The organism is Streptomyces sp. NBC_01257 (assembly GCF_035917255.1).
In the GTDB taxonomy this organism is placed as follows: Bacteria; Actinomycetota; Actinomycetes; order Streptomycetales; family Streptomycetaceae; genus Streptomyces.
This window is the reverse complement of sequence record NZ_CP108472.1, coordinates 843,141-867,077: the sequence shown is the minus strand read 5'-3', so window position 1 is coordinate 867,077 and position 23,937 is coordinate 843,141. Positions and strand designations below refer to the sequence as shown.

The 23,937-nt window shown below is 71.5% G+C and carries 15 protein-coding genes; 11 read left to right on the top strand and 4 right to left on the bottom strand.

Annotation, left to right across the window (positions count from 1 at the left end; translation table 11 throughout):
* The first annotated feature begins 262 nt into the window (after positions 1-262).
* The 9 genes from OG408_RS03850 (at position 263) to OG408_RS03810 (ending at position 13,278) form a co-directional block, all read left to right on the top strand.
* On the top strand, positions 263-4,552 hold the full coding sequence (locus OG408_RS03850; protein WP_326668200.1) for a discoidin domain-containing protein: 4,290 nt from the start codon (positions 263-265) through the stop codon (positions 4,550-4,552).
* Between the two features lie 331 nt (positions 4,553-4,883).
* Positions 4,884-6,308: an extracellular solute-binding protein gene (locus OG408_RS03845; protein WP_266786832.1), complete on the top strand. Its 1,425-nt coding sequence runs from the start codon at positions 4,884-4,886 to the stop codon at positions 6,306-6,308.
* Positions 6,309-6,400: 92 nt separating this feature from the next.
* Positions 6,401-7,360, top strand: a complete 960-nt coding sequence (locus OG408_RS03840) for a carbohydrate ABC transporter permease (protein ID WP_266786834.1) — start codon at positions 6,401-6,403, stop codon at positions 7,358-7,360.
* Positions 7,361-7,375: 15 nt separating this feature from the next.
* The gene (locus tag OG408_RS03835; protein WP_266786836.1) at positions 7,376-8,335 is read left to right on the top strand and encodes a carbohydrate ABC transporter permease; all 960 of its coding nucleotides are present in this window, start codon (positions 7,376-7,378) and stop codon (positions 8,333-8,335) included.
* Positions 8,336-8,473: 138 nt separating this feature from the next.
* Complete coding sequence (locus OG408_RS03830; protein ID WP_326668196.1) at positions 8,474-10,099, top strand: glycoside hydrolase family 13 protein; 1,626 nt, start codon at positions 8,474-8,476, stop codon at positions 10,097-10,099.
* Positions 10,100-10,203: 104 nt separating this feature from the next.
* A complete protein-coding gene (locus OG408_RS03825; RefSeq protein WP_266786840.1) occupies positions 10,204-10,530 on the top strand; it encodes a cupin in 327 nt (108 codons plus the stop codon).
* Positions 10,531-10,615: 85 nt separating this feature from the next.
* Entirely contained in the window at positions 10,616-11,242 is a 627-nt protein-coding gene (locus tag OG408_RS03820) for a GNAT family N-acetyltransferase (RefSeq protein WP_326668195.1), read from the top strand.
* 101 nt (positions 11,243-11,343) lie between these two features.
* On the top strand, positions 11,344-12,216 hold the full coding sequence (locus OG408_RS03815; RefSeq protein ID WP_266786844.1) for an ABC transporter substrate-binding protein: 873 nt from the start codon (positions 11,344-11,346) through the stop codon (positions 12,214-12,216).
* 129 nt (positions 12,217-12,345) lie between these two features.
* Entirely contained in the window at positions 12,346-13,278 is a 933-nt protein-coding gene (locus OG408_RS03810; protein WP_266786846.1) for a carbohydrate kinase family protein, read from the top strand.
* 126 nt (positions 13,279-13,404) lie between these two features.
* Here the strand turns inward: OG408_RS03810 and OG408_RS03805 are convergent, their stop codons facing one another.
* From OG408_RS03805 to OG408_RS03790, 4 genes are all read right to left on the bottom strand, one after another.
* Positions 13,405-16,725, bottom strand: a complete 3,321-nt coding sequence (locus OG408_RS03805; protein WP_326668192.1) for a S8 family peptidase — start codon at positions 16,723-16,725, stop codon at positions 13,405-13,407.
* Positions 16,722-17,027, bottom strand: coding sequence for a sulfurtransferase TusA family protein (locus tag OG408_RS03800; protein WP_285569381.1), 306 nt, complete (start codon positions 17,025-17,027; stop codon positions 16,722-16,724). The genes OG408_RS03805 and OG408_RS03800 overlap by 4 nt, the downstream gene beginning before the upstream one ends.
* A 106-nt stretch (positions 17,028-17,133) precedes the next feature.
* A complete protein-coding gene (locus OG408_RS03795; protein ID WP_326668189.1) occupies positions 17,134-20,247 on the bottom strand; it encodes an ATP-binding protein in 3,114 nt (1,037 codons plus the stop codon).
* A gap of 109 nt (positions 20,248-20,356) precedes the next feature.
* Complete coding sequence (locus tag OG408_RS03790; protein WP_266786854.1) at positions 20,357-21,673, bottom strand: hypothetical protein; 1,317 nt, start codon at positions 21,671-21,673, stop codon at positions 20,357-20,359.
* Positions 21,674-21,855: 182 nt separating this feature from the next.
* Here OG408_RS03790 and OG408_RS03785 point away from each other — a divergent pair, with 182 nt between their 5' ends.
* Together OG408_RS03785 and OG408_RS03780 are read left to right on the top strand one after the other, a co-directional pair.
* The gene (locus tag OG408_RS03785) at positions 21,856-23,757 is read left to right on the top strand and encodes an acyl-CoA dehydrogenase family protein (protein ID WP_326668187.1); all 1,902 of its coding nucleotides are present in this window, start codon (positions 21,856-21,858) and stop codon (positions 23,755-23,757) included.
* Complete coding sequence (locus OG408_RS03780) at positions 23,754-23,930, top strand: hypothetical protein (RefSeq protein ID WP_285569369.1); 177 nt, start codon at positions 23,754-23,756, stop codon at positions 23,928-23,930. Before OG408_RS03785 ends, OG408_RS03780 begins: the two co-directional genes overlap by 4 nt.
* The last annotated feature ends 7 nt before the right edge of the window (positions 23,931-23,937 follow it).

Genomic DNA, 23,937 nt, shown 5'->3' with positions numbered 1-23,937 from the left:
GCGTGGTGGCGGCCGTCCATCCTGTCTGCCTCGCGCATGGTCAAATGCCGCGATTGTCGGGCCAGTTGTGGCGGGATGAAGGAGTCCGTTTAGCTTCTTTCTTCTGCCGCAACAGTGGACTCGCCCTCAATTCTCTGCAACTCTCTGACCGCAAAACGCAAAAGTCCATCCTGGTGGTGCAGGAATTCATGCCCCAGCAGGTACGCAGACAGAGCCGCGCCTTGGCCGCGCCCCCTGCGCCGAGGCCGAAGATCGGGGACATATGAGAACGCAACGCTGGAGACGGCGGGTCCTTTCCACCGCCGTCACCACGAGCCTGCTGATGGTCGGCGGGCCGGTGCTGAACGCGTCGGCGGCCGGCGGGCCCAACATCGCCGCCGGTCACAGGACGGCCGCGAGCAGCGAGGGCAGCGGCAGGGACGCCGGGAACATCGCCGACGGAGAACAGTCGACGTACTGGGAAGGGTCGGGCAGTTCCCTTCCCCAGTGGGTGCAGAGCGACCTGGGCAAGGTCACCCGCATCGACCAGGTCACCCTGAAGCTCCCCGCCGACTGGAAGAGCCGCCGGCAGACCCTCTCGCTCCAGGGCAGCGCCGACGGCACCAGCTTCACCACACTGAAGACCTCGGCCTCCTACACCTTCGCGCCGGGCAGCTCCAACAAGGTGACGATCTCCGTCCCCGCCACCCGGGCCCGGTTCGTGCGGGCGAACATCACCGCGAACACCGCGGCGAAGAACGGCCAGCTCGCCGAGCTCGAGGTGCGCGCGGCGGCGGAGTCGTCGGTGAACCTCGCGGCCGGCCGCACACTCACGGCCAGCAGCTACACCGAGACGTACATCGCCGCCCACGCCAACGACGGCAACGCGGGCAGCTACTGGGAGAGCCGCAACGGCGCCCTGCCCCAGTGGATCCAGGCCGACCTCGGATCCTCGGTGCGGGTCGACCGGGTGGTCCTGCGGCTGCCGGACGGCTGGGAGACCCGCACCCAGACGCTGAAGATCCAGAGCAGCACCAACGGCACGGACTTCAGCGACGTGACGCAGCCCAAGGCGTACACCTTCAGCCCCACGGCGGGTGAGACGGCGACGGTCTCCTTCGACGCCACCACCACCCGCTACGTACGCGTGCTCGTCAGCGCCAACTCCGTCCAGCCGGGCGCCCAGGTCTCCGAGCTGGAGATCTACGGGCCCGAGTCGGGCGACACCCAGGCGCCGACCGCACCCTCGCAGCTGGCGTTCACCGAACCGGCCACCGGCCAGATCAAGCTGACCTGGAACGCGTCGACGGACAACACGGCCGTCACCGGCTACGACATCTACGCCGACAACGCGCTGCTCACCAGCGTGGCGGGCAACGTCACCACGTTCACCGACACCCGTCCGGCCGGCTCCACCGTGTCGTACTACGTCCGGGCCAAGGACGCGGCGGGCAACGCCTCGGCGAACAGCAACACCGTGACCCGGACCGGGAGCGGCGGCGACACCCAGGCGCCGACCGCACCGGCGAACCTGAGCTTCACCGAGGCGACCGCCGGTCAGATCAAGCTGGTCTGGCAGGCGTCCACCGACAACAAGGGCGTCACCGGGTACGACATCTACGCCAACAACGTGCTGCGCAAGAGCGTGGCCGGCGATGTCACCACCTACACCGACACCCAGTCCGCCGGCACCACCGTCTCGTACACCGTCCGGGCCAAGGACGCTGCGGGCAACGTCTCGGGAGACAGCAACACCGTCACGCGTAACGGCAGCACGGGCTCGGCGTCCAACCTCGCGGTCGGCAAGCCCATCACCGCCTCGTCCGTGGTCCACACGTTCGTCGCGGAGAACGCCAACGACAACAGCGTGACCACCTACTGGGAAGGCGCCGGGGGCAGCTACCCGAACACCCTGACCGTGAAGCTGGGGGCCAACGCCGACACCGAGAACGTCGTCGTCAAGCTCAACCCGGACAGCAGCTGGGGGGCCAGGACCCAGAACATCCAGGTCCTCGGCCGGGAGCAGAGCGCCTCGGCGTTCACCAGCCTGGCCGCGGCCAAGGACTACGCCTTCAGCCCGGGCAGCGGCAACACGGTGACCATTCCGGTCAGCGGCCGGGTCGCCGACGTCCAGCTGAAGTTCAACTCCAACACCGGATCGGGCGCCGGTCAGGTCGCGGAGTTCCAGGTGCTGGGTGCTCCGGCGCCCAACCCGAACCTCCAGGTCAGCTCGGTGACGGCGGCCCCGGCCGCGCCCGTCGAGTCGGACCCGGTCACGCTCACCGCGACGGTGCGCAACAGCGGTTCGGTCGCGGCACCGGCGAGCAAGGTCGAGTTCCGGCTCGGCGGCTCCAAGGTCGCCACCGCGTCCGTGGGCGCACTGGCGGGCGGGGCCTCCGCCCAGGTCAGCGCCGACATCGGTCCGCGCGACGCGGGCACGTACGCACTGAGCGCGGTCGCCGACCCGGCGAACGAGGTCATCGAGCAGAACGAGACCGACAACACCTACACGAGCACGACCGGCCTCGTCGTGAAGCCCGTCGCCAGCTCGGACCTGGTCTCCACCGGGGTCAGCACCTCCCCGTCGGCCCCGTCCGCCGGGCAGAACGTCGCCTTCTCGGTCGCCATCAAGAACCAGGGCTCGGTGGCGTCAGCCGCCGGCGGCCACGCGATCACACTGACCCTGCTCGACTCCAAGGGCGCCACGGTGAAGACCCTCACGGGCACCTACACCGGGGCGATCGCCGCGGGTGCGACCAGCGCCCCGGTGAGCCTGGGCAGCTGGACGGCGGTCAACGGCTCGTACTCCGTGAGGACGGTGATCGCCGACGACACCAACGAGCTGCCGGTGAAGCGCGAGAACAACACCACCACCAGCTCCCTCTTCGTCGGACGCGGCGCCAACATGCCGTACGACATGTACGAGGCGGAGGACGGGGTCACCGGTGGCGGCGCGCAGGTCGTCGGCCCGAACAGGACCGTCGGCGACGTCGCGGGCGAGGCGTCCGGCCGTAAGGCCGTCACCCTCAACAGCACCGGCAACTACGTCGAGTTCACCACCAGGGCGAGCACCAACTCCCTGGTGACCCGCTTCTCCATCCCGGACTCCGCGGGCGGCGGGGGCATCGACTCGAAGCTGAACGTCTACGTGGACGGCACCTTCCTCAAGGCGATCGACCTCACCTCGAAGTACGCGTGGCTGTACGGCGCCGAGACCGGTCCGGGCAACTCCCCGGGTTCGGGTTCGCCGCGGCACATCTACGACGAGGCGAACATGCTGCTGGGCAAGACCGTGCCGGCCGGCAGCAAGATCCGGCTCCAGAAGGACGCGGCGAACACCAGCACGTACGCGATCGACTTCGTCAGCCTGGAGCAGGCGACCCAGATCCCGAACCCGGACGCGGCCGCCTACGCCGTTCCCACCGGGTTCACCCACCAGGACGTCCAGAACGCCCTGGACAAGGTCCGGATGGACACCACGGGCAAGCTGGTCGGTGTCTACCTGCCGGCCGGTGACTACCAGACCGCGAGCAAGTTCCAGGTCTACGGCAAGGCCGTCAAGGTCGTCGGCGCGGGTCCCTGGTACACCAGGTTCTTCGCACCCTCCGGCCAGGAGAACACCGACAACGGCTTCCGCGCCGAGGCCAGCGCCAAGGGCTCGTCGTTCGCGAACTTCGCGTACTTCGGGAACTACACCTCGCGCATCGACGGCCCCGGCAAGGTGTTCGACTTCTCCAACGTCTCGGACATCGTGATCGACAACGTCTGGAACGAGCACCAGGTGTGCCTCTACTGGGGCGCCAACACCGACAGCATCACCATCAGGAACTCCCGCATCCGGAACACGTTCGCCGACGGCATCAACATGACCAACGGCTCGACGGACAACCACGTCGTCAACAACGAGTCCCGGGCCACCGGCGACGACAGCTTCGCGCTGTTCTCGGCGATCGACTCCGGCGGCGCGGACATGAAGAACAACGTCTACGAGAACCTCACCTCGCTGCTGACCTGGCGGGCCGCGGGCGTCGCCGTCTACGGCGGCTACAACAACACCTTCCGCAACATCCTGATCGCGGACACCCTGGTCTACTCCGGCATCACGGTCAGCTCGCTGGACTTCGGCTACCCGATGAACGGCTTCGGGACCGATCCGACCACGGTCGAGAACGTCTCCGTGCTCCGCTCAGGCGGCCATTTCTGGGGCTCGCAGACTTTCCCCGGCATCTGGCTGTTCTCCGCCTCCAAGGTCTTCCAGGGCATCAGGATCAACCACGTCGACATCGTCGACCCGACGTACAGCGGCATCATGTTCCAGACCAACTACGTGGGAGGCCAGCCACAGTTCCCGATCAAGGACACGATCCTGACGGACATCTCGATCTCCGGCGCGCGCAAGAGCGGCGACGCCTACGATGCCAAGTCCGGCTTCGGACTGTGGGCCAACGAGATGCCCGAGGCCGGCCAGGGGCCCGCCGTCGGTGAGGTGACCTTCAACGGCCTGAAGCTCAGCGGCAACGCTCTGGACGTGAAGAACACGACGTCCACCATGAAGATCAACATCAACCCGTAACAGGCACCGCACCCAGGGGGCGCCGTCCGGTCGGCCGGACGGCGTTCCGAGGTGCGCAAATTCCTTGCGCCCCGACGTGCGAAGTTTGCATGATCAGTGCAGCCGCGGGACCGCGAACCGTGCGGAACCCACCCTGACGCGCCGTCCCGGCTCCGTGGAGCCCGGGCGGCGCGTCTCTGTGGTGCACGGCATGGCCCGGCACACCTCTGTCAAACTTTTACGAAAACTGCGCGAGATATTGCGTTCACATGTCGACGCTGGTTGAGTGTGCCTCGCCCCGGCAGAGAGTCGGCCGAGGGCCATCCACGCTCATGCCCAAAGGGGACCATCGATGAGAAGTGCTGGGTTGCGCCGCACACGCCGTATCAGCCGTGCCTCCGCGGCTGCCCTTGTCACCGCACTTGCCCTGACCTCGCTCGCCTCCTGTGGCACGAGCAGCAGCAAGGACGAGGACTCGAACAGCGCGTCGAAGGGATCGTCCGACCCTTCCGCCCCGCTCGACCCGAAGGCGAAGGTGACGATCTCGATCGACTGCATGCCGCCGGCGGCCAAGGCCGCGGAGCTGCGCGAGTGGAACGAGGACATCAAGACGTTCAACCAGAAGTACCCGAACGTCACGATCAACGGGAAGTCCACCCCCGGCCAGTGCAACGAGCCGCCCCGCTTCACGGCGATGCTGAAGGGGAAGTCGCAGCCCGACGTCTTCTACGCGTACTTCTCCGACCTCCAGCAGGTGCTGGACAACGACGGGGCCGAGGACATCTCGGCGTACGTCACGGAGAAGTCCGTGCCCGCGCTCAAGGACATCCAGCCCCAGGTCGTCGACGTGGCGCGCAAGGACGGCAAGCTCTACGGCCTGCCGACCAGCAACTACACCATGGGCCTGATGATCAACCGGACGCTGTTCACCCAGGCCGGTCTGGACCCGAACAAGCCGCCGGCCACCTGGGACGAGGTCCGTGCCGCGGCCAAGAAGATCGCGGGCCTGGGCAAGGGCATCTCCGGCTACGGTGAGTACAGCGCCGGCAACAACGGCGGCTGGCACTTCGCCGCCACCCAGTTCGGACTCGGCGGAGAGGTCGTCGACGCCTCCGGCAAGAAGGCGGCCTTCAACGACGCCTCGGGCAAGCAGGTCCTCCAGCAGCTGCACGACATGCGCTGGGAGGACGACAGCATGGGCAAGACCCAGTTGCTCAAGTGGGGCGACCTCCAGAAGCAGATCGCCAGCGACAAGCTGGGCATGTTCCTCGCCGCCCCCGACGACATCGCCTACATGGTGCAGCAGCTCGGCGCCAAGTACGAGACCTTCGGCCTGGGCCCGATCCCCGGCGCCAAGGGCACGCTGTTCGGCGGCAACAACTACCTGATCAAGAAGGGCAGCTCGCCCGACCAGATCAAGGCCGGCATCGCCTGGCTGAACTTCAAGAACCTCTCGCCGGGCAAGGGACAGTTCGACTGGGCCCGCACCAAGGCCGACAAGCTCCCCGTCGGCCTGCCGCAGCCGAACTTCTTCCTCAACGACTCCAAGACCAAGGACGACGCCGCACGCGCCGCCAACGCCTCGATGCCCATCGAGAACTTCAAGGCCTTCATGGACAACCCCGTCCAGGGCAAGGCCGAGCCGCCGAAGGCGCAGGAGATCTACAAGATCCTCGACAACGCCATGTCCGGTGTGCTGACCAACAAGGACGCCGACATCGACAAGCTGCTCTCCACCGCTGAGCAGCAGGTCAACCAGGTTCTGGCGAACCAGTAACGGACGCGCGGGACCGGGTCACGCGGACCCGGTCCCGCATTCCGGCCCCGTCCGACTACTGCGCTTCAGTTCACCGGCACATAGGAGACACCATGTCGGCCCCTACCCTGTCCTCCCACAAGGCGACCAGGCCTCGTCCAGGACATTCAGGCCCGGCTCGCCGGGACTCCGCCCGCGAGGAGTTCCTGCGTGCCGTGCGCCGCAACATCTCAGCCCACGGCTTCCTCATCGGAGCGGTGCTCTGCTTCTCCTTCTTCTCCTGGTACCCGATGGTCAGGGAATTCATCCTGGCCTTCCAGAAGACCGAGGACGGCAAGACCACCTGGGCCGGCTGGTCCAACCTGACCTACGTCTTCAACGACCCGGCGTTCTGGCAGGCCTGGCGCAACACCGTCCTGTTCACCGTGCTCGCGCTGCTGCTCGGCTTCGTCGTCCCGTTCGTCGTCGCCGTCGTGCTCAACGAGTTCCGGCACGGACAGGGCTATCTGCGGCTGCTCGTCTACCTCCCCGTGATGCTGCCGCCGGTCGCCTCCGTACTGCTCTTCAAGTACTTCTACGACCCCGGGTACGGCCTCTTCAACCGCATCCTGGAGATCTTCCACCTGCCCGCACAGCAGTGGCTCCAGGACACCGACACCGCCATGCTCTCGGTCGTCATCGCGGCGACCTGGATGAACATGGGCGGCGCCACCCTGATCTACCTGGCCGCGCTCCAGGGCATCCCCGGAGAGCTGTACGAGGCGGCGGAGCTGGACGGCGCGGGGCTGCTGCGCAAGGTCTGGCACGTCACCATCCCGCAGACCCGGCTCATCCTCTCGCTGCTCCTGCTCATGCAGGTCATCGCGACGATGCAGGTCTTCACCGAGCCGTTCCTGCTCACCAACGGCGCCGGCCCGGAGGGTTCCACCACCACCGTCGTCTACCTCATCTACCAGTACGCCTTCAACTTCAACAACTACGGCAGCGCGGCGGCACTCGGCCTCGTCCTGCTCGTCGTCCTCGCGGGATTCTCCGCGGTGTACGTACGACTGAGCCGCAGCAGCGAAGACTAGGACGGGAGCACGACCATGGCATCGAACACGCTAGTCTCCCGGCGCGGGAGCGAGGGGCGCAGAGCGGAACGGCGCAGGGCCGGACGCGCGGCCGCCCTCGGGCGCCAGCGGACCCTCATCTCACCGGCCCAGCTCGGCCGGCCCCGCGGCAAGGCCTTCTACTGGATCGTCTTCGCCCTGGTGATCATCCTCTTCACGGTGGTCTTCCTCGGGCCGCTGTACTGGATGGTCACCGGCGGACTCAAGACCACCCAGGAAGTCGTGCAGAGCCCGCCCACGGCCTTCCCCAGCTCGCTCCACACGGAGAACTACAGCCAGGCCTGGACCGTGATGGACCTGTCCAAGCTGCTGTTCAACACCCTGTACTACGCCTTCGGCGCGCTCGCCTTCCAGCTGGTCTTCGACGTCGCGGCCGCCTACTCGCTGTCCAAGCTGCGACCGGTCTTCGGCAAGGTCATCCTCGGCATGATGCTGGCCACCCTGATGATCCCGGCCACCGTGCTCGTCGTACCCCAGTACCTCACGGTCCTGGACGTCCCGATCTTCCAGCGCAACCTCGTCAACTCGCCCTGGGCGATCTGGCTCCCGTCGGTCACCAACGCCTTCAACATCTTCCTGCTGAAGCGGTTCTTCGACTCCATCCCACGTGAGCTCCTGGACGCCGCGGCCATCGACGGAGCGTCGCCCCTGCGCACGCTGCGCTCGATCGTCCTGCCGATCTCCCGGCCGATCCTCGGCGTCGTCTCCATCTTCGCCGTCGTGGGGGTGTGGAAGGACTTCCTCTGGCCGATGCTCACGCTGCCCGACCCGAGCAAGCAGACGCTCAACGTGGGCATCTACTCACTGGCCAGCGGCGTACCGGAGAACGTCCTCATCGCGGCGCTCACCATCGCGTCCATCCCGACGCTGCTCATCTTCCTGCTCTTCCAGCGCAACATCATGAACGGTCTGACCGCGGGCGGCCTCAAGGGGTAACCCCCTCCCGGACCGCGCCCCCGCCCGGCCGGGGCCCCGTCCGGCCGCCTTCCCCTCAGCACTCCGCCGCCGGCTCTCCCATCCTGCCCCGCTCGCCGGGCCGGCGGCGGAGTCCCACCTGCCCGAAAGGAACGCCACGTGGCAGCCAACCGTCCGTCCGAGGCCACCGCGACCTGGTGGCGAGACGCCGCCATCTACCAGATCTATGTACGCAGCTTCGCCGATGGCGACGGTGACGGCACCGGCGACCTCGCGGGGGTCCGGGCGAGACTGCCCTATCTCGTCGAACTGGGCGTGGACGCACTCTGGTTCACCCCCTGGTACCTCTCGCCGCTCGCCGACGGCGGTTACGACGTGGCCGACTACCGCAGCATCGACCCCGCGTTCGGCACCCTCGCCGAAGCCGAGAAGCTGATCGCCGAGGCCCGCGAACTGGGCATCCGCACCATCATCGACGTCGTTCCCAACCATGTGTCCGACCAGCACGCCTGGTTCCGGGCCGCCCTCGAAGCCGGCTCCGGCAGCCCCGAGCGCGACCTCTTCCACTTCCGCACCGGGCGCGGCGCCGACGGCGAGATCCCGCCCAACGACTGGGTCTCCGAATTCGGCGGCACCCCGTGGACCCGGCTGGACGACGGCGAGTGGTACCTCCACCTCTTCGCCACCCAGCAGCCCGACCTCAACTGGGCACACCCCGCGGTCCGCCAGGAGCACGAGGACGTCCTGCGCTTCTGGTTCGAGCGCGGCGTCTCCGGCGTACGGATCGACTCCGCCGCCCTGCTCGCCAAGGACCCCGACCTGCCCGACTTCGTCCACGGCAGCGACCCGCACCCCTTCGTCGACCGCGACGAACTGCACGGGATCTACCGCTCCTGGCGGGCGATAGCCGACGAGTACGACGGCATCTTCGTCGGCGAGGTGTGGCTCCCGGACACCGAGCGGTTCGCCCGCTACCTGCGCCCCGACGAACTGCACACCGCCTTCAACTTCAACTTCCTGGCCTGCCCCTGGGACGCCGCACTGCTGCGCACCGCGATCGACGACACCCTCGCGGAACACGCCTCGGTCGGCGCACCGGCCACCTGGGTCCTGTGCAACCACGACGTGACCCGCACCGTCACCCGCTACGGCCGCGCGGAAACCGGCTTCGACTTCGCCGCGAAGACCTTCGGGACGCCCACGGACCTGGCCCTCGGCACCCGCCGAGCCCGCGCCGCGGCCCTCCTCTCACTGGCCCTGCCCGGCGCCGCCTACCTCTACCAGGGCGAGGAGCTCGGACTGCCGGAGGCCGACATCCCGCTGGACCGCATCCAGGACCCGATGCACTTCCGCAAGGGCGGCGCCGACCCGGGCCGCGACGGCTGCCGGGTCCCGCTGCCCTGGGCGGCGGCGGAACCGTACGCAGGGTTCGGGGGCACCGCCGAACCCTGGCTCCCGCAGCCCGACGGCTGGGCCTCGTACGCCGCCGACCTCCAGGAAGGAGACCCGGACTCGATGCTCAGCCTGTACCGCGAGGCCCTGCGGCTGCGCCGCACCGAGCCGGGCTTCGAAACGGCGGGGGAGCCCGGGATCGACCGGCTGACCTGGCTGGACGCCGCGCCCGGCGTGCTCGCCTTCACCCGCACCGACGGACTCGTCTGCGTCGTCAACCTGGCCGCCGAGGCCGCCGCCCTGCCCCCGCACACCGCGGTCCTCCTCACCAGTGGCCCCCTCGACGACGCGGGGAGGCTGCCGCAGGACACCGCGGTCTGGCTGCGCGCCTGACCGGCGGACCCGGGACGCACCTGTGGACGGACCCGGCCGTGCGTGACGCACGGCCGGGCCCGGCAGGATCGCGGGGGAACGAGGGCTGCGGCACAGTGGGGCATATGGACGCTCCGAACGATCTGAATGCCCTGGCCGACGAGCACCTGGCCGCGGCCCGCACCTCCCCGCACGGCCGCAGCGCCCACCTCCTCCTGCACGAGGAGCCGCTGCGCCAGACCGTCATCGCGCTGGCCTCGGGCCGCGCACTCGACGAGCACAACGCCCCGCCCGCCGCCTCCCTCCAAGTGCTGCGCGGCACGGTCCGGCTCACCGCCGACTCCGGCGACGTGGAACTCGCGGCCGGACAGCTGTACCCGATCCCGCAGGAGCGGCACGGGCTGCTCGCCCTGGAGGACGCCGCGGTGCTGCTGACCGCCGTCAACGGCTGACGGCCCGGCCGGCCGGGGTGCGCGGCGGTGACCTCTTTGCCGCGCCGTCTTGTGGGAGCGCTCTCACGGTCGGCAGGATGAGCCGGTGACCCTGTTTCCCGGCCCACGGGCCTATCACCCGGACGACCGTGCCGCCCTCGCCGACATCTGCGTCCGCACGGCCGACAACGGCGGCGACTCCCGGCACCTGTACCCGGACCACGAGCTGATGCCGGCGATCTTCGCCGCGCCCTACGCCCACCTCGAACCCGGCCTGGCCTTCGTCCTCGACGACGGGACCGGCCGGGCGGTCGGTTACATCCTCGGCACCGCCGACACCCCGCGGTTCGTGACGGAGTTCCGCACCCGCTGGCTGCCGCTGGTCGAGGACCGCTACCCGCGGCCGGACGGGCCGCCACGCAGTCCCAGCGACGAGATGATCGGCCTCCTGCACCACCCGGAGCGGATGATCCTGCCCGAACTCGCGGACCACCCGGCCCACTTGCACATCGACCTGCTGCCCGACTGGCAGCGCAGGGGGTACGGGAGGGAGCTGATGCGCACCTTCCTCGCGGCCCTGAACGCCGAGGGTGTCAAGGGTGTTCACCTGTCCATGCTCACCGCCAACACCCCAGCCAGGGCCTTCTACGACCGGCTCGGCTTCACGGAGATCACGGTCCCCGACCCCGGACCCGTCACCTACCTGGTGCGCTCCACGGCGGCGGACCTGTAGCCCGTCGCCGGCACCGGGGGTGCCGCGCGGTCCCGCTGGGCAGGTAGTCCTGGACGAGACCGTGACGGGGGGCGGACAGCCGGTGGTGAGAGGTGTATGACGTGAGTGAGCCGACCGTGTGGCAATTCTCCGACGACCGCGGACAGGTGTCGACCGCCGGGCAGCGCCCGGAGCGGGTGCTCGCCTATGTCCAGGCCGGTGCGACGTTATGGGATCACGGCATCCGCCCGAGCGCGATATTCGGCTCCGGGCACGACGATCCGGTGGTGCCGGACGTGGCGAAGACCGGTTCGCTGCCCCTGGACGGGACCGCGTACGTCGGGGCGGGCCCCGCGCTGGACGTGGACACCCTGCTGAGGGGTGAGCCGGACCTCGTGGTGGCCGTCAGCTACGGCGGCGGTCAGGTCTACGGGCTCGACCCGGAGACCGCCAAACATCTGGAGGGGCACGTCCCGGTCGTCGTCATCGACGTCGGCCAGGCGCGCACCCTCGCCGAGATCGGTGACCGCTTCGCCGGGCTGGCGCGCTCCCTCGGCGCCGAGGAGCCCGCGGCGGCCACGCGGGAACTGGACGCCGCCCGCGACCGGTTGCGTGCCCTCACCGCGGGGCCCGGCCCCACGAGGGTCCTGGCCCTGTCCCCGGCCGGCCAGGAGGAGACGCACCTGGCCCGCCCCCGCATGTGGCCGGAACTGCGGGTGCTGGCCGAGCTCGGCGTCGGCCTGGTGGAACCCGCCGACGGGCCGGGGGCCAACTGGTCCACGGTCGGCTGGGGCCAGGCCGCGGCCCTGCGCCCGGCCGTGGTGCTCGCCGACATCCGGGCCAACGCCACCCCGCTGGACGAGCTCCGCGGCAACGAGCACTGGGCGTCGGTCGAGCGCTCCGCGCGCGTGGTGCCGTGGAACCCCGAGCCGGTGTGCAGCGCCCGGGCCCATGCGCGGTTCCTCGGCCTGGTGGCCGACGCGCTGGAGGCGTAGCGCCCGGCCGGGTGCGAGCGGTGCCCGCCTGACATGCGGCAGGATCGGAACTCCATGTGTCCGCGGGCCGTTCGCGCACCTCGACGGCGGCTGCGTACACGTCACCGCACTCCAGGAGAGCTCACGCCCATGCTCGACAGACTCGACCTGCTGGTCATCGGTGAATGTGTCGCCGACATCGTCCGGCTGCCGGGTGCGGCCGACCGGGTCCACCCGGGCGGCAGCCCGGCCAACGTCGCGTACGGCCTGGCCAGACTCGGGCACGGCGCGACCCTCCTCACCCAGCTCGGTGCGGACGGGAACGGGCGGCTGATCCGGGACCACCTGACCGGCGCCGGGGTCGACGTCCGTACGGACGGCTCCACCGCGCCCACCCCGTCCGCAGCCGTGACGCTGGACGGGGCGGGCCGGGCCACGTACAGGTTCGAGATCGCCTGGACGCTCGGCCCGGTCGCCCTGGAGCGGGCGCCCGCCCACGTGCACACCGGATCGATCGCCGCGGTGACGGAACCCGGTGCGGCCACGGTCCTCGCCGCCGTCGAATCGCTGCGGTCCGCCGCGACGGTCAGCTACGACCCCAATGTGCGGCCGGAGCTGATGGGGGAACACGAGGCCGCCGTGCGCAGGGTCGAGCTCTGTGTGGCGCTCAGCGATGTCGTCAAGGCGAGTGACGAGGACCTGGAGTGGCTGTATCCGGGCCAGGATCCCGCGAAGGTCGCGGAGCGGTGGCGGGCCACCGGCCCGGCCGTCGTCCTCGTCACCCGGGGCGGGGACGGCGCCTTCGCCGTCCTGCCCGACGGGCAGGTGGCCGTCGAGGCGCTGCCGGTCGAGACGGCCGACACGGTGGGAGCGGGGGACGCCTTCATGTCCGGCACCCTGCACGCGCTCGCCGCCCACGGGCTGCTCGGGCCGGCCGGCCGGGAGCGGCTGCGGTCACTGGACCGGGCCACCGTGGCCGACGTCCTGCGGCACGCGGCGGCATCAGCGGCCGTGACCGTGTCCCGGGCCGGTGCCAGCCCTCCCGACGGACCGGAACTCGCGGCCGCACTCGGCCGGGGCTGAACGCGGCGGTGCCACCGTCACCCCCCACGGGAACGGTGGCACCACGGACGGCGGCGACCAGCCGCCGTCCTCCGCACGAGGACGGTCTACCAACCGCCCGTTACCGAGGCATTACCGGCGGCCGGATCAGACGACCGGGACGGCCCGGGGGAGGGCCGACTCCACGGTATTGCCCTGCCGGTCCTCGGCCGTCACCCGGAGGCCGAGGAAGCCGCCCTTGACCAGTGCCGTGTGCGGTGCGAGGAAGCGGTACTCGCCGTCGTGCAGTCGCAGGACCAGGACCTGCTTCCAGGTCTTTCCGTTGTCGGACGTGACCCAGGCACGCACCTTGCTCAGGCCGCCCACCGCGCCCGTGACATCGGCCTTCACGAGAAGGGGAAGCCGGGCACGCGCCTGGTTGAGCTCGTTCAGCGGCGCGTCGAACGACACGTTGAGCAGGTTCACCGGCGTCGCCGTCTCACCCGTTCCGCCCGCCGTGAAGGTCCACCTGGCGGTCCCCTCCCCACCCATCGGGAAGATGCCCGCGGAGGTGAATCCGCGCCGCAGCTCGTACGAGGCCTTTCCGGCGTCCTCGAACGTCTTGTCGATCATCGAGGTCTTGTCGGCGACGAGCGTGCCGTTGCGATAGAGCTGCGTCGTGGCCTGGAAGCGCTGCGGAATGTTGAAGTCGGTGTACTCGCCGACGAGTCCCTTCGGATTGACGTTGTCGTCCAGCCTGAGCTGGAGCCGGGCACCGGTGGCCTGCCCGGTGGCGCGCACGGAGAACGGTCCGGTGAACCAGGTGTCCTGCGTGGAGCTGCCCGGACGGTAGGTGTACTGGAGGGGCGCGTAGTCCATCTGCACACCGCTGACGTTGCGGTACGTGAACCGCAGCCAGATCCGGTCCTCGGCCTGGATGTACTCGGTGCGCTGACGGGGAACGGTCAGGTAGGACGGCGAGGAGACGTTCAGTCCTTCGAGCCCGGTGCCGTAGACCGTGCTGCCCTCCTGGTACCGCAGCTTCTCGTTCATGCCCCGGTACGTGATGCGGACCTTGGCGAACTTCTTGACCTCGCCGCGCGTCAGCCGCCGCTCGGGGTTGTCGCTGACGTCGTCCTGGGCGTAGGCCGCGTCGTAGAGGGCCGTCGTGTCGCCCACGGTGATGTCGCTGTCCGCGTCGGCCAGCCGCCAGCGCTCGTTGAACGCGACCTTGCCCAGGTGGGATCCGGTCGTCGGGGTGATCCACAGCGCGTCCCGGCCGAAGGCCCCGTAGGCGCCGCCGGCCAGCATGCTGTGCCGGATGCCGAACTGTCCGTCGTCCGTCGTGCGCGTCAGATTGCCCGCCATGAACTCCGGCCGGGTCTCCTTGCCCTCCATGGACGCCGTCCAGCGGCGCGCCTTGCGGGCGTCGAAGACGATCTCGTCGGCACCGGGCGCGAGGTCGGCGCTGACGATCGCGATCTGGTACACACCGTCGATGGTCATCGCGATCATGGCCAGACCCATGTACCGGCCCTCCGGGACCCGGAGGTCACGGGTTCCCTCCGCCCGGACCTCCGCGTTCAGCGCGGCACCGTTGTCCGCGTTGAGGAGGGAGATCTGGGCGGCCGCCGGCTTGCCCGCGCGGTCGAGCGTGGTGACCTTGAGGGTCTGCGCCCGGTCCAGCAGCAACGGGATGCGCAGCTCCTGGCCGCCGCCGGACGGCACGGCCGTCAGACCGCCGGTGTACGTACCGGTCGGGGTGCCCGCCGTGTCGACGGTCAGGGTCACATCGGTGGACTCGCCCGCCGCCAGGGTGACCACGGAGGCCGACAGCTTCAGCAGACCGGCGGGCGGGGTCGAACCCGTCGCCGCCAGCGAGCCCTTGAGGGCGAGGGTGACCGGGGCGTCCGCCGTGTTGGTGAGCTTCACGGTACGGGTCGCGGTGCCGTCCGACACGTCGAGCCGGCCGAAGTCCACGGCGCCGGTGTCGGCCACCACGGACTGCTTCAGCGCCGCGGGGAGGTTCACCACGCCGGTGCCGACGTCATACATCGTCTGACCGGCCTGCGGGGCCGTCGTGGTGCCCATCAGGGTGTGCTTCAGCTGGTCGGCGGTCCAGTCGGGGTGCTCCTGGGCCAGGTCGGCGGCGGCGCCCGTGATGTGCGGGGCGGCCATCGACGTACCGCTCAGCGCGGTGTAGGCGGGATCGGCCTGCGGCGTCCCGATGTTCGTACCCGTGGCGCGGGCCGCCACGACGTTGACACCGGGGGCGGCGATCTCCGGCTTCACCGTGCCGTTCATCGACGGTCCGCGGCTGGAGAACGAGGCGGTGCCGCCGGCGAAGTCCACCGCGGCGACGGACAGGGCGTGCGGGGCGATCGACGGCGCGGACACCGTGCCGATGTTCGGCCCGGTGTTGCCCGCCGACACGACGAACAGCGTGCCGGATGAGGTGGCCAGTGCCTCCAGCGACTGGGTGACCGGGTCCATGCCGTTCGTCGGGCCGCTGCCCAGCGACATGTTGACGACCTTCGCGCCCTGCGCGACGGCCCACTCCATCCCGGCGATGACCTGCGAGTCGGAACCGGAACCGTCGTCGCCGAGCACCTTGCCGACGATCAGGTCCGCGTCCGGGGCGACACCCGAGCGCACTCCCGGCGCACCGGCCCCGCTGCCCGCGACGGTCGCCGCCACATGGGTGCCGTGGCCCACCTTGTCGAGCGTGTTGCCGGTGCCCGAGAAGTCCTTGGACTCACTGATCCGGCCCACGAGGTCGGCGTGTGTCCGGTCCGCGCCGGTGTCCAGCACGGCCACCTTCACGCCCTTGCCCGTCCGGCCGGACTGCCAGGCCGTGTCGGCGCCTATCTGCGTGAGGTTGCGGTCCAGGGCGTCGGCGTGGACCCTGCCGTCGAGCCAGATGCTCTGCACGCCCTCGATCGCGCCCTTGGCACCCAGGGCGTCACCGACCTCGGACGCGTCGTCCTTGTCCAGCACCGCCGTGCTGGCCTTCAGCGAGCGGAAGTCCCGCTTGGCGGGCAGCAGTCCGCCGGCGGTCAGGGCCTGCGGCCGGGCGGCACCGGTCCGCCGCACGATCAGCGGGAGCGATCCGACGCGGGCGTCGTCGTAGCCGTCGCGGACCAGACCGTCGACGTTGAACAGCTGCGGGTCCAGCACCGAGCCGACCTTGCCGATGACGTCGCTCGGGTAGAAGTACGCGTCGCCGTCGATGTCCGTCCGCATCAGGACGGTCCCCGGCCGCGAACCGGCCGCCGGAACCGCGCTGTACGACTTCCTGCCGTCCGGGGTGGTGGTGACCGTCACCCGGTCACCCGTGATGAGCGTGACGGTCCGGTGCCCGGCCTTTCCCGAGGCGTTCGACGAGGGCACGGACACGGGGCCTGCGGCCGCCGACGGCACGAGCGTCGGTGAGCACAGTGCGGCGACGGCGAGTGCCGCCACGATTCTGGCGCGGGCGAGAGGTCTCATGAGGACTCCGGGTTCTGGAGGGGGGACGGATGCGGCGTGCCCGGCGCGGGGGACGGCAGCGCGATGCGGTAAGCACTGCGCTCGCCCGTCGCCTCCTCGCCGAGGAGCCTGGAGCCGGTGAGCCGGCACCAGGCGTGCAGCGAGGCCCGGACCAGGGGATTGGCGCTGTGCAGTTCCAGGACACTGCCCGCCGGCAGGTCACGGCAGCGCCGCTCCAGCAGTCCGAGGATCCGGTCCCACGGTTCGCCGCCCGCGTCGACGACGGCACGGACCGCGTCGTCCGGGCCTGGCGATGCGGGCAACGAGACAGCACACATGGGCGGTTCTTCCTCGACGGGAGACACGGGCACGCACACCCCGGGGTTCCGGGACTGGCCAGGACGGTAGGCAGGTGCTGTTACCCGGGCATTACCGCGCCGGCGGTGTGGCCCCCCGCGCGGCGCGGACCAGGGCGAGTTCGTCCGCCAGCCTGCGCATGCCGTCCCGGACCTGCGGGTCCGGCGCCGGTGCCATCGCCTCACCGCACTCCCGCAGCGCCGCCTCCGCCCCGTCGAGCCGGCCGCGCCTCAACTCGACCTCCGCCAGGCCCACCAACGCGTACGGCAGCGCCCAGGAGGAGCCGAGCGAACGGGCGAGACGGACCGCCGCTGCCGCCAGCGCGGCAGCCCGCTCGTGGTCGCCCGCGAGCAGTTCGGCACCGGCGAGGTTGCTCCGGTCGAAGGCGAGGACGGTCGGGTCGCCGGTGCGCCGGGCCATCGACACCGCACGCCGCGCACACTCCCGGGCCGCCTCCCACCTCCCTTCCCTGCGGGCCAGTTCGCCGACGACGGACAGCGCACTGGAGACGAGTGCCGCGTCGTCGGCGCGCTCGGCCGTGCGCAGCGCCTCCTCGGCGGCCTCGCGGCTCTCGCGGAGGTGCCCGGAGACCAGCAGACAGGCCGCCCGGATCGTGCACAGCCGGGACAGGAGCGGCAGCCGGGCGGAGTCCGTCATCCGGGCGGTCTCCAGCTCCGCGCGGTGCAGCGCCGCCATCGCGTCCGGGTAGCGACCCGTCTGGAAGCCGAGCGCGCCGACGGCCAGGTGCCGGGCCGCCCGGTCGGCCGCGGCCGACCGGCTGTGCACCCGGGCGGAACGCAGCACGTCGAGCCCCTCGACGGGGCGCCCGGCCCGGCCGAGCACCTCGGCCAGGCAGGTCGCGGCGCGCAGCGCCGCCGGATGACCGCCGTCGCGTACGAGCTCCGCCAGGGCCCGCCGCAGCACCTCCTCCGCCTCCGGATAGCGGGCGGCGCGCCGCAGTACCTCACCCCAGGCGAGGCGGGCCTCGGCGGCAGCCGTCGGGTCCGCCGGTTCGAGCTGCGCGACCAGCTCCCGGTAGTAGTCGCAGGCGCTGTCGTTGGCGAACAGGGCGGCGGCCCGGTCGGCGGCCGCGCGCAGGAAACCGGGCGCGCGCACATCACCGGCGACCGTGAGATGGAAGGCGATCATGTCCACCGCTTCGGGGCGCAGCCGCAGCACCGTGTCCGCGTACGCCTGGTGGAGCCGCCGCCGCGCCGCCCGGCTCAGCCCGTCCGCGCACGCCAGCCGCACCAGCGGATGGCGGAAGGCGTGGCCGAGCACCGGCCGGCCCCCGACGACGACGTCACGTTCCTCCACGATCCCGGACAGGGCCGCGGTGTCGAGCGCCGCCGTGACGGCCGCCGCGTCCACCGGCGGATGCAGTCCGCCGGCCGCGACGGCCTCCAGTTCGGTGAGCGGCACGGCCGCCCCGCCCGCCACGGACAGTGCGGCGAGGACGCGCCGCGCCTGTGCGGGGAGCCGGGCGAGCCGGCCGCCGACCAGCCGGCGGATGCTGTCCGGCACGGCGTCCCCGGCCGGTTCGGCGGTCGTGCCGCGCCACGGTCCCATCCGTTCCAGGTCGGGCTCGGGACTGCTGGTCAGCTCGATCGCGAACAGCGGGTTCCCGAGGGACAGGCGGAAGATGCGGGAACCGGTGCGCGGGCCCTTCGCCCCGGCCGCAGCCGCGAGCGCCGCGCAGTCGGCGCGGCTCAGACGCAGGAGGTCGATCTCCACGGCCATCCGCTGCCGCAGGATGCCGTCGAGTATCTGCCGTCGTGCGTCGTCGGGTTCCAGGCCGTCGTCACGGAAGGTGGCGATGAACCGCCACCGCCTGGCCTGGGTGGTCCGCACCAGGTGATGGAGCAGCCCGAGCGAGCCGGGGTCGGCCGCGTGCAGGTCGTCCAGCACGACCAGGACGGGCCGGGACGCCGCGAGGTCGGTGAGTACCCCGGCGACGGCACGGAACAGCCGGGCGCGTTCCTCCTCCGGGCTGGCGGCGGCGGGCGGTCCGCCGCCCAGGGACGGCAACAGGGCGGCGAGCCCGATGTGTTCGGCACTCACCCGGGACCGCTCCTCGGCGTCGCACCCGGCCAGATGCCCGTCGAGCGCGTCCGCGAACACCCCGTACGGGGTCTGCCCCTCGGCCTCGTGGCCGGTACCCCACAGCACGCACACGCCCTGTGCTGCCGCACGCCGGGCCGCCTCCGCGACCAGCCGCGTCTTGCCGATGCCCGCCTCGCCGCGCACCACGACGAACGGGGCGCCGTCCCCGGCCGCCGTCGCGTGTCCGGTGAGCAGGTCCAGTGGCCGCTCCCGGCCGAACAGCGGGAACCGTTCGGGCCTGCGGATGGCGGGCGGCAGGGCGGCGGGCTCCGCTGTCCCCCGGGACGGCGGCGGGGCACCCAGGGCGTCCAGCGCCGCCAGCGCCGTGCGGTGCAGCGCCTCCAGCTCGGCCCCCGGCCGCACCCCCAACTCGTCGTCCAGCGCCTCGCGGCAGGCGTGGTACTGGCGGATGGCCTGGCGCGGCCGGCCCAGATCGCACCAGATGCGGGCCAGCAGCAGATGGAGGATCTCGTCGGCGGGGGAGCGGTCCACCGCACGGCGCAGGACGGCCACCGCGTCATCGGTGCGGTCCGACGCCAACAGCCGCCCGGCCAGGGCCGGTACGAGCTGTTCGCGCAGCACCTCCAGCCGGCGGCGTCGTTCGCCGGCCCACTCGGCGAACCGGTCCTCGGGCAGCAGCTCCCGCTCCAGCGGGGCGAGCGCCGCCCCGAGCGCGTCGGCGTCCCGGGTGACGAGCGCGGCACGGGCGGCGTCCTCCGCCTCGTCCGCGTCGACGCGGACCCGTTCCGGTGACAGGAGCAGCAGATGGCCTTCGGCCACCAGGTAGGAGGACGGGGCCCGCGGTGCCAGTTCGGGTTCCAGGGAGTGCCGGGCGGCGTGCAGCGTGACCCGCAGGTTGCGGACCGCCGTCTCCATCGGGGCGTCGGGCCACAGCAGGTCCATCACCTGCTCGCGGTGGCGCCGCAGCCCCGGAGCGACGGCGAGCAGCTTGACCAGGGTCCGCGCGGTGCTGCGGCGCCAGCGGCGCGCGATGACCACCCCGTCGTCACGCTCGGCGGCGAACCCGCCGAGCAGCTGCAGCGACAGCCGCCCCGCGCGCGGCGGTTCCCCCGGTCCGGACATGCCGCACACCCCAGCGATCAGCCGTCATTCGTACGGGGCCGGTATACCCACTCCGCGTTACTGACGCGTTACCGGTGGCCGTTCCCCGGGGCGGGGTGTGCGAACCGGCTCAGGAGCCGCCGATGGACGGCCCGGCACCCGGCACCGCGAGATGCGGGGTGCTGTCGTCGTCGAGGAACTCGACCACGGCCAGGGCGAACAGGGCGCACAGCGCGATCCACACGGTGACCAGGCCCGTCGGCCGGTCCCACGCCACCAGCACCGCGACGGCGACCACGACCACCGTCCAGTTCAGCGGACGCCTCGCCCGGTGCACCCACCGGCCGACCGGACCGCCCGTGAAACCGGCCGCGTCCCGCACGGCGCCGATCCCGCCGCCCCACATCGCCATGACCCGGGTCGCCGCGCGGCCCCGGCCGGTGAGCCAGGCGGCGAGCGCCACCACCGCGCCCACGGTCACGACCAGCCGGACGCCGGCCCGCACATAGCCGGCCAGGGCGTCGAAGACGGCTCCCGCGGCGGGCTGCGAGACCTCGGACGGGAGGCTGTCGAGGTAGAAGGCGCGTCCTGCCCAGAGCCCGATCCCGAGCAGCGCGGCGCCCACCGCGACCGCGATCGCCGCGGTGACCAGCGCGCGCCGGCGGCGTACCGCGAGCAGTACCCCGCCGGCGGCGACCAGCAGCGTGACCACCGGGAGCCAGAAGCCGAGGATCTCCAGGGCCCGGAAGCCCTTCTTGGCCTTGCCGACCGAGTCCGAGGTCAGCACCGTGAAGTCCGTGTGGATCTCGGGGATCTTGCCGGCGACCGTCAGGCCGCGGTCGACGAGGCGCTGTTTCACCCGGTCGATGACGGGGGCGAGATCCAGGGTGACGGTGTCGTCGGTCAGTTTCACCGCGCCGCCGCCCTCACCCGTCAGCGCCTTCACGACCGAGGCGTGGGCCTGCCGGTTCAGATCGCGCCAGAGCCGTTCGAACGCCTCGCTGGTCACGAACCTCTCCACGGTCCCGCGCACGAAGTTCGTGACACCCGTGGTGAGCGGACCGCCGAGCTTCCCGAGCGCCTTGTCGACGACCGGCCGGTCGGCGGGGGCGACGTCCGCCAGCAGCGCGTCGATGTCCAGACGGGTCATCACGGCATCCGTGACCCGGTCGGTCACCGCGTCCTGCACAGCGGGGTCGGAGGCGAGCGGCTCCATCATCGCCACATACCGGTCCGTGTCCCCGGCGACGTCGCTCGCCCAGCTCGACACGATGCTCAGCGGGGTGAGCACGGCCGCCACCAGGATCAGGACGACCGCGAAGAAGGAACGCGGATGCCGCCGGGGCCGGGCCGGGGCGCGGGCCTCCAGCTGTGCCACCCGGGCCCGCAGGGCTTCCAGTTCGGTGTGCTCGTCCGGCGCGGCCGGCCGGCCGGGTTCCCGTTCCATGACCCAAGGGGATGCCCTGGCCGCCCGCGCAGCGCGGCGGGTTGCTGCAAACAGGTGAACGAGGGCGAGAGGCGGCCGGCTGACCGGCGAGGGCCGCCCCGTCGGTGCGTACCGGACTCCTGTCCCACCGACGGGCTGGCGCTTCCGGGGTGTCCTGGGCGTTTTCTGATCGTTTCCGTCTTATGACCACCTTTCTTGACAGCTCCGGCCACGCGGGAGCCGGCACCGAGCCGGTCGTGGACCTGCTCACCTCCGTTCTTCTCGGTACGGACATCCGCCGGGAGCACGGCTTCTGGCGTCGGCTCATTTCCACAGAACCGTTCCGCCGCCCGGTACGCCCCGCTCCCGGCCCCACGCCCGACGAGCGCCTCGCCCTTGCCCATGCCCGGCTGCGCACCCTCAACGGCGCACTCGACAGCGCCGCCAGGCCGGCCGCCGACCCACGCGCCCTGGCGGCCCTGCACGAATGGCTGGCCCCGGTCGACCCGGCCCTGGCCACCGTGGCGGGTATCCACTACAACCTCTTCCTCGGCAGCCTCCTGGACCACGACGCCGACAGCCCCCGCGATCTGTCGGACTTCCTGGACCTGCGCCGGATCGGCACCTTCCTCTGTACGGAGGTGGCGCACGGCAACGACGCGGCCGCCGTGGAGACGACCGCCACCTACGACCCCGCGCGGGACGGGTTCGTCCTGCACACCCCGCACCCCGGCGCCCAGAAGTTCATGCCCAACACCAGCCCGGCCGGCGGCCCCAAGTCGGGGCTCGTCGCCGCCCGGCTGCTCGTGGACGGCACGGACCAGGGCGTCTTCCTCCTCCTCGTGCCCCTCACCGACGCCTCCCGCGCCCTGCCCGGGGTGCGGGTACGCCGGCTGCCGGCCCGGATGGGCAGCCCCGTCGACCACTGCCTGACCTCCTTCGACCAGGTCTTCGTGGCGCGGGGGGCGCTGCTCGGCGGCGTCCAGGGGCGGGTCGGTGACGACGGCGTGTTCCGCAGCGGGACCGAGGGGCGCAGGCGCCGCTTCCTCGCCTCGATCGGGCGGGTCACGGCGGGCCGGATCTGTATGAGCGCCAGTGCGGTGGGCTCCGCCCGCGTCACCCTGGCCATCGCGGTCCGCTACGGAGGGCACCGCCTCATCTCGGGCAGCCACCCGGGACCCCGGGTGCCGGTGATCGCCCACCGCAGCCACCACGGCCCGCTCGCCGAGGCCATGGCCACCGTCTTCGCGATGAGCCTGCTGCACCGGCACGCCCTGGCCCGCTGGGAGCAGGCCGCGGCGGGACCGCCGCAGGAGCGGGAGGCGGCCGAGCGGCTGGTCGACATCGCCAAGGGATGGATCACCTGGCAGGCCCGGTCCGTGATCGTCGAATGCCGTGAACGGTGCGGCGCCCAGGGGCTGCTGGAGAACAACGGGATGACCGAACTCGTCACCGGGGTCGAGGGCGCCATCACCGCCGAGGGCGACAACGTGGCCATCCACTCCAGGGCCGCCGCCGGAATGCTCTTCGACGCGGAACAGGACACCGGAGACGAGCCGCCGGCCGGTCCCCTGAGCGGAGACCTCGACGACCTCCGCTTCCTCGGCCGGCTGCTGTACAAGGTGGAGCGCATCTGGTTCGCCCGGGCGGCCGCGCGCCTCGCCGCGGTACCGGACGACGACCCGCTGACGCGGTGGAACGCGGCCGCCGGAGCAGCGCTGCGAGGGGTCGAGGCCCACGCGTACCGGCAGGCGGCCGACGCGTACGGGACGGCGCTCGCGGAGCTGCCCGCCGGTGAGGCCCACAGGACGCTGGGCGACCTGGCCCGGCTGTTCGCGCTCCGCTGGATCGCCCGCAACAGCGGGGACCTGCTCGCGGCCGGCCACCTGACCGCCGGTCAGGCCGACGGACTGACCGACGCCACCGAGGAGCTCATCGCCGCCGTGAGCGGCCGGCTGCCGGAGCTCGCCGACTCCTTCGCGCTGCCCCCGGAGCTCCTCGCCGACTGGCCCATCGCAGGAGCGCGCTACACCGAGGCCTACGACGACCCGGGCGCCTCCTGGCACCGCGATCCGGCCCGGGAATCCGCCGGGGACGCCCGATGACGGGCGGCCCGCCGCGCGCGGCGCACGGCCGGCTGCCCCGGGCGGCGGAGGCGGTCCAGGGGCTGGGCGTCGGTGTCGTCCTGCTGGCGTTCTGGGGCACCGCGGCCGTGCTGTCCCGAGGGCGCGAACGGCTGCGCACCCAGGGTGGCGAATCGGTTCGCCGCAAGGCGTAGCCGGGCC

Coding starts and splice junctions, on each gene's coding strand:
- OG408_RS03805 (WP_326668192.1), bottom strand. CDS start 16,725: ATGAGACCTCTCGCCCGCGCCAGAATCGTGGCGGCACTCGCCGTCGCC.
- OG408_RS03840 (WP_266786834.1), top strand. CDS start 6,401: ATGTCGGCCCCTACCCTGTCCTCCCACAAGGCGACCAGGCCTCGTCCA.
- OG408_RS03795 (WP_326668189.1), bottom strand. CDS start 20,247: ATGTCCGGACCGGGGGAACCGCCGCGCGCGGGGCGGCTGTCGCTGCAG.
- OG408_RS03780 (WP_285569369.1), top strand. CDS start 23,754: ATGACGGGCGGCCCGCCGCGCGCGGCGCACGGCCGGCTGCCCCGGGCG.
- OG408_RS03785 (WP_326668187.1), top strand. CDS start 21,856: ATGACCACCTTTCTTGACAGCTCCGGCCACGCGGGAGCCGGCACCGAG.
- OG408_RS03845 (WP_266786832.1), top strand. CDS start 4,884: ATGAGAAGTGCTGGGTTGCGCCGCACACGCCGTATCAGCCGTGCCTCC.
- OG408_RS03835 (WP_266786836.1), top strand. CDS start 7,376: ATGGCATCGAACACGCTAGTCTCCCGGCGCGGGAGCGAGGGGCGCAGA.
- OG408_RS03810 (WP_266786846.1), top strand. CDS start 12,346: ATGCTCGACAGACTCGACCTGCTGGTCATCGGTGAATGTGTCGCCGAC.
- OG408_RS03850 (WP_326668200.1), top strand. CDS start 263: ATGAGAACGCAACGCTGGAGACGGCGGGTCCTTTCCACCGCCGTCACC.
- OG408_RS03825 (WP_266786840.1), top strand. CDS start 10,204: ATGGACGCTCCGAACGATCTGAATGCCCTGGCCGACGAGCACCTGGCC.
- OG408_RS03790 (WP_266786854.1), bottom strand. CDS start 21,673: ATGGAACGGGAACCCGGCCGGCCGGCCGCGCCGGACGAGCACACCGAA.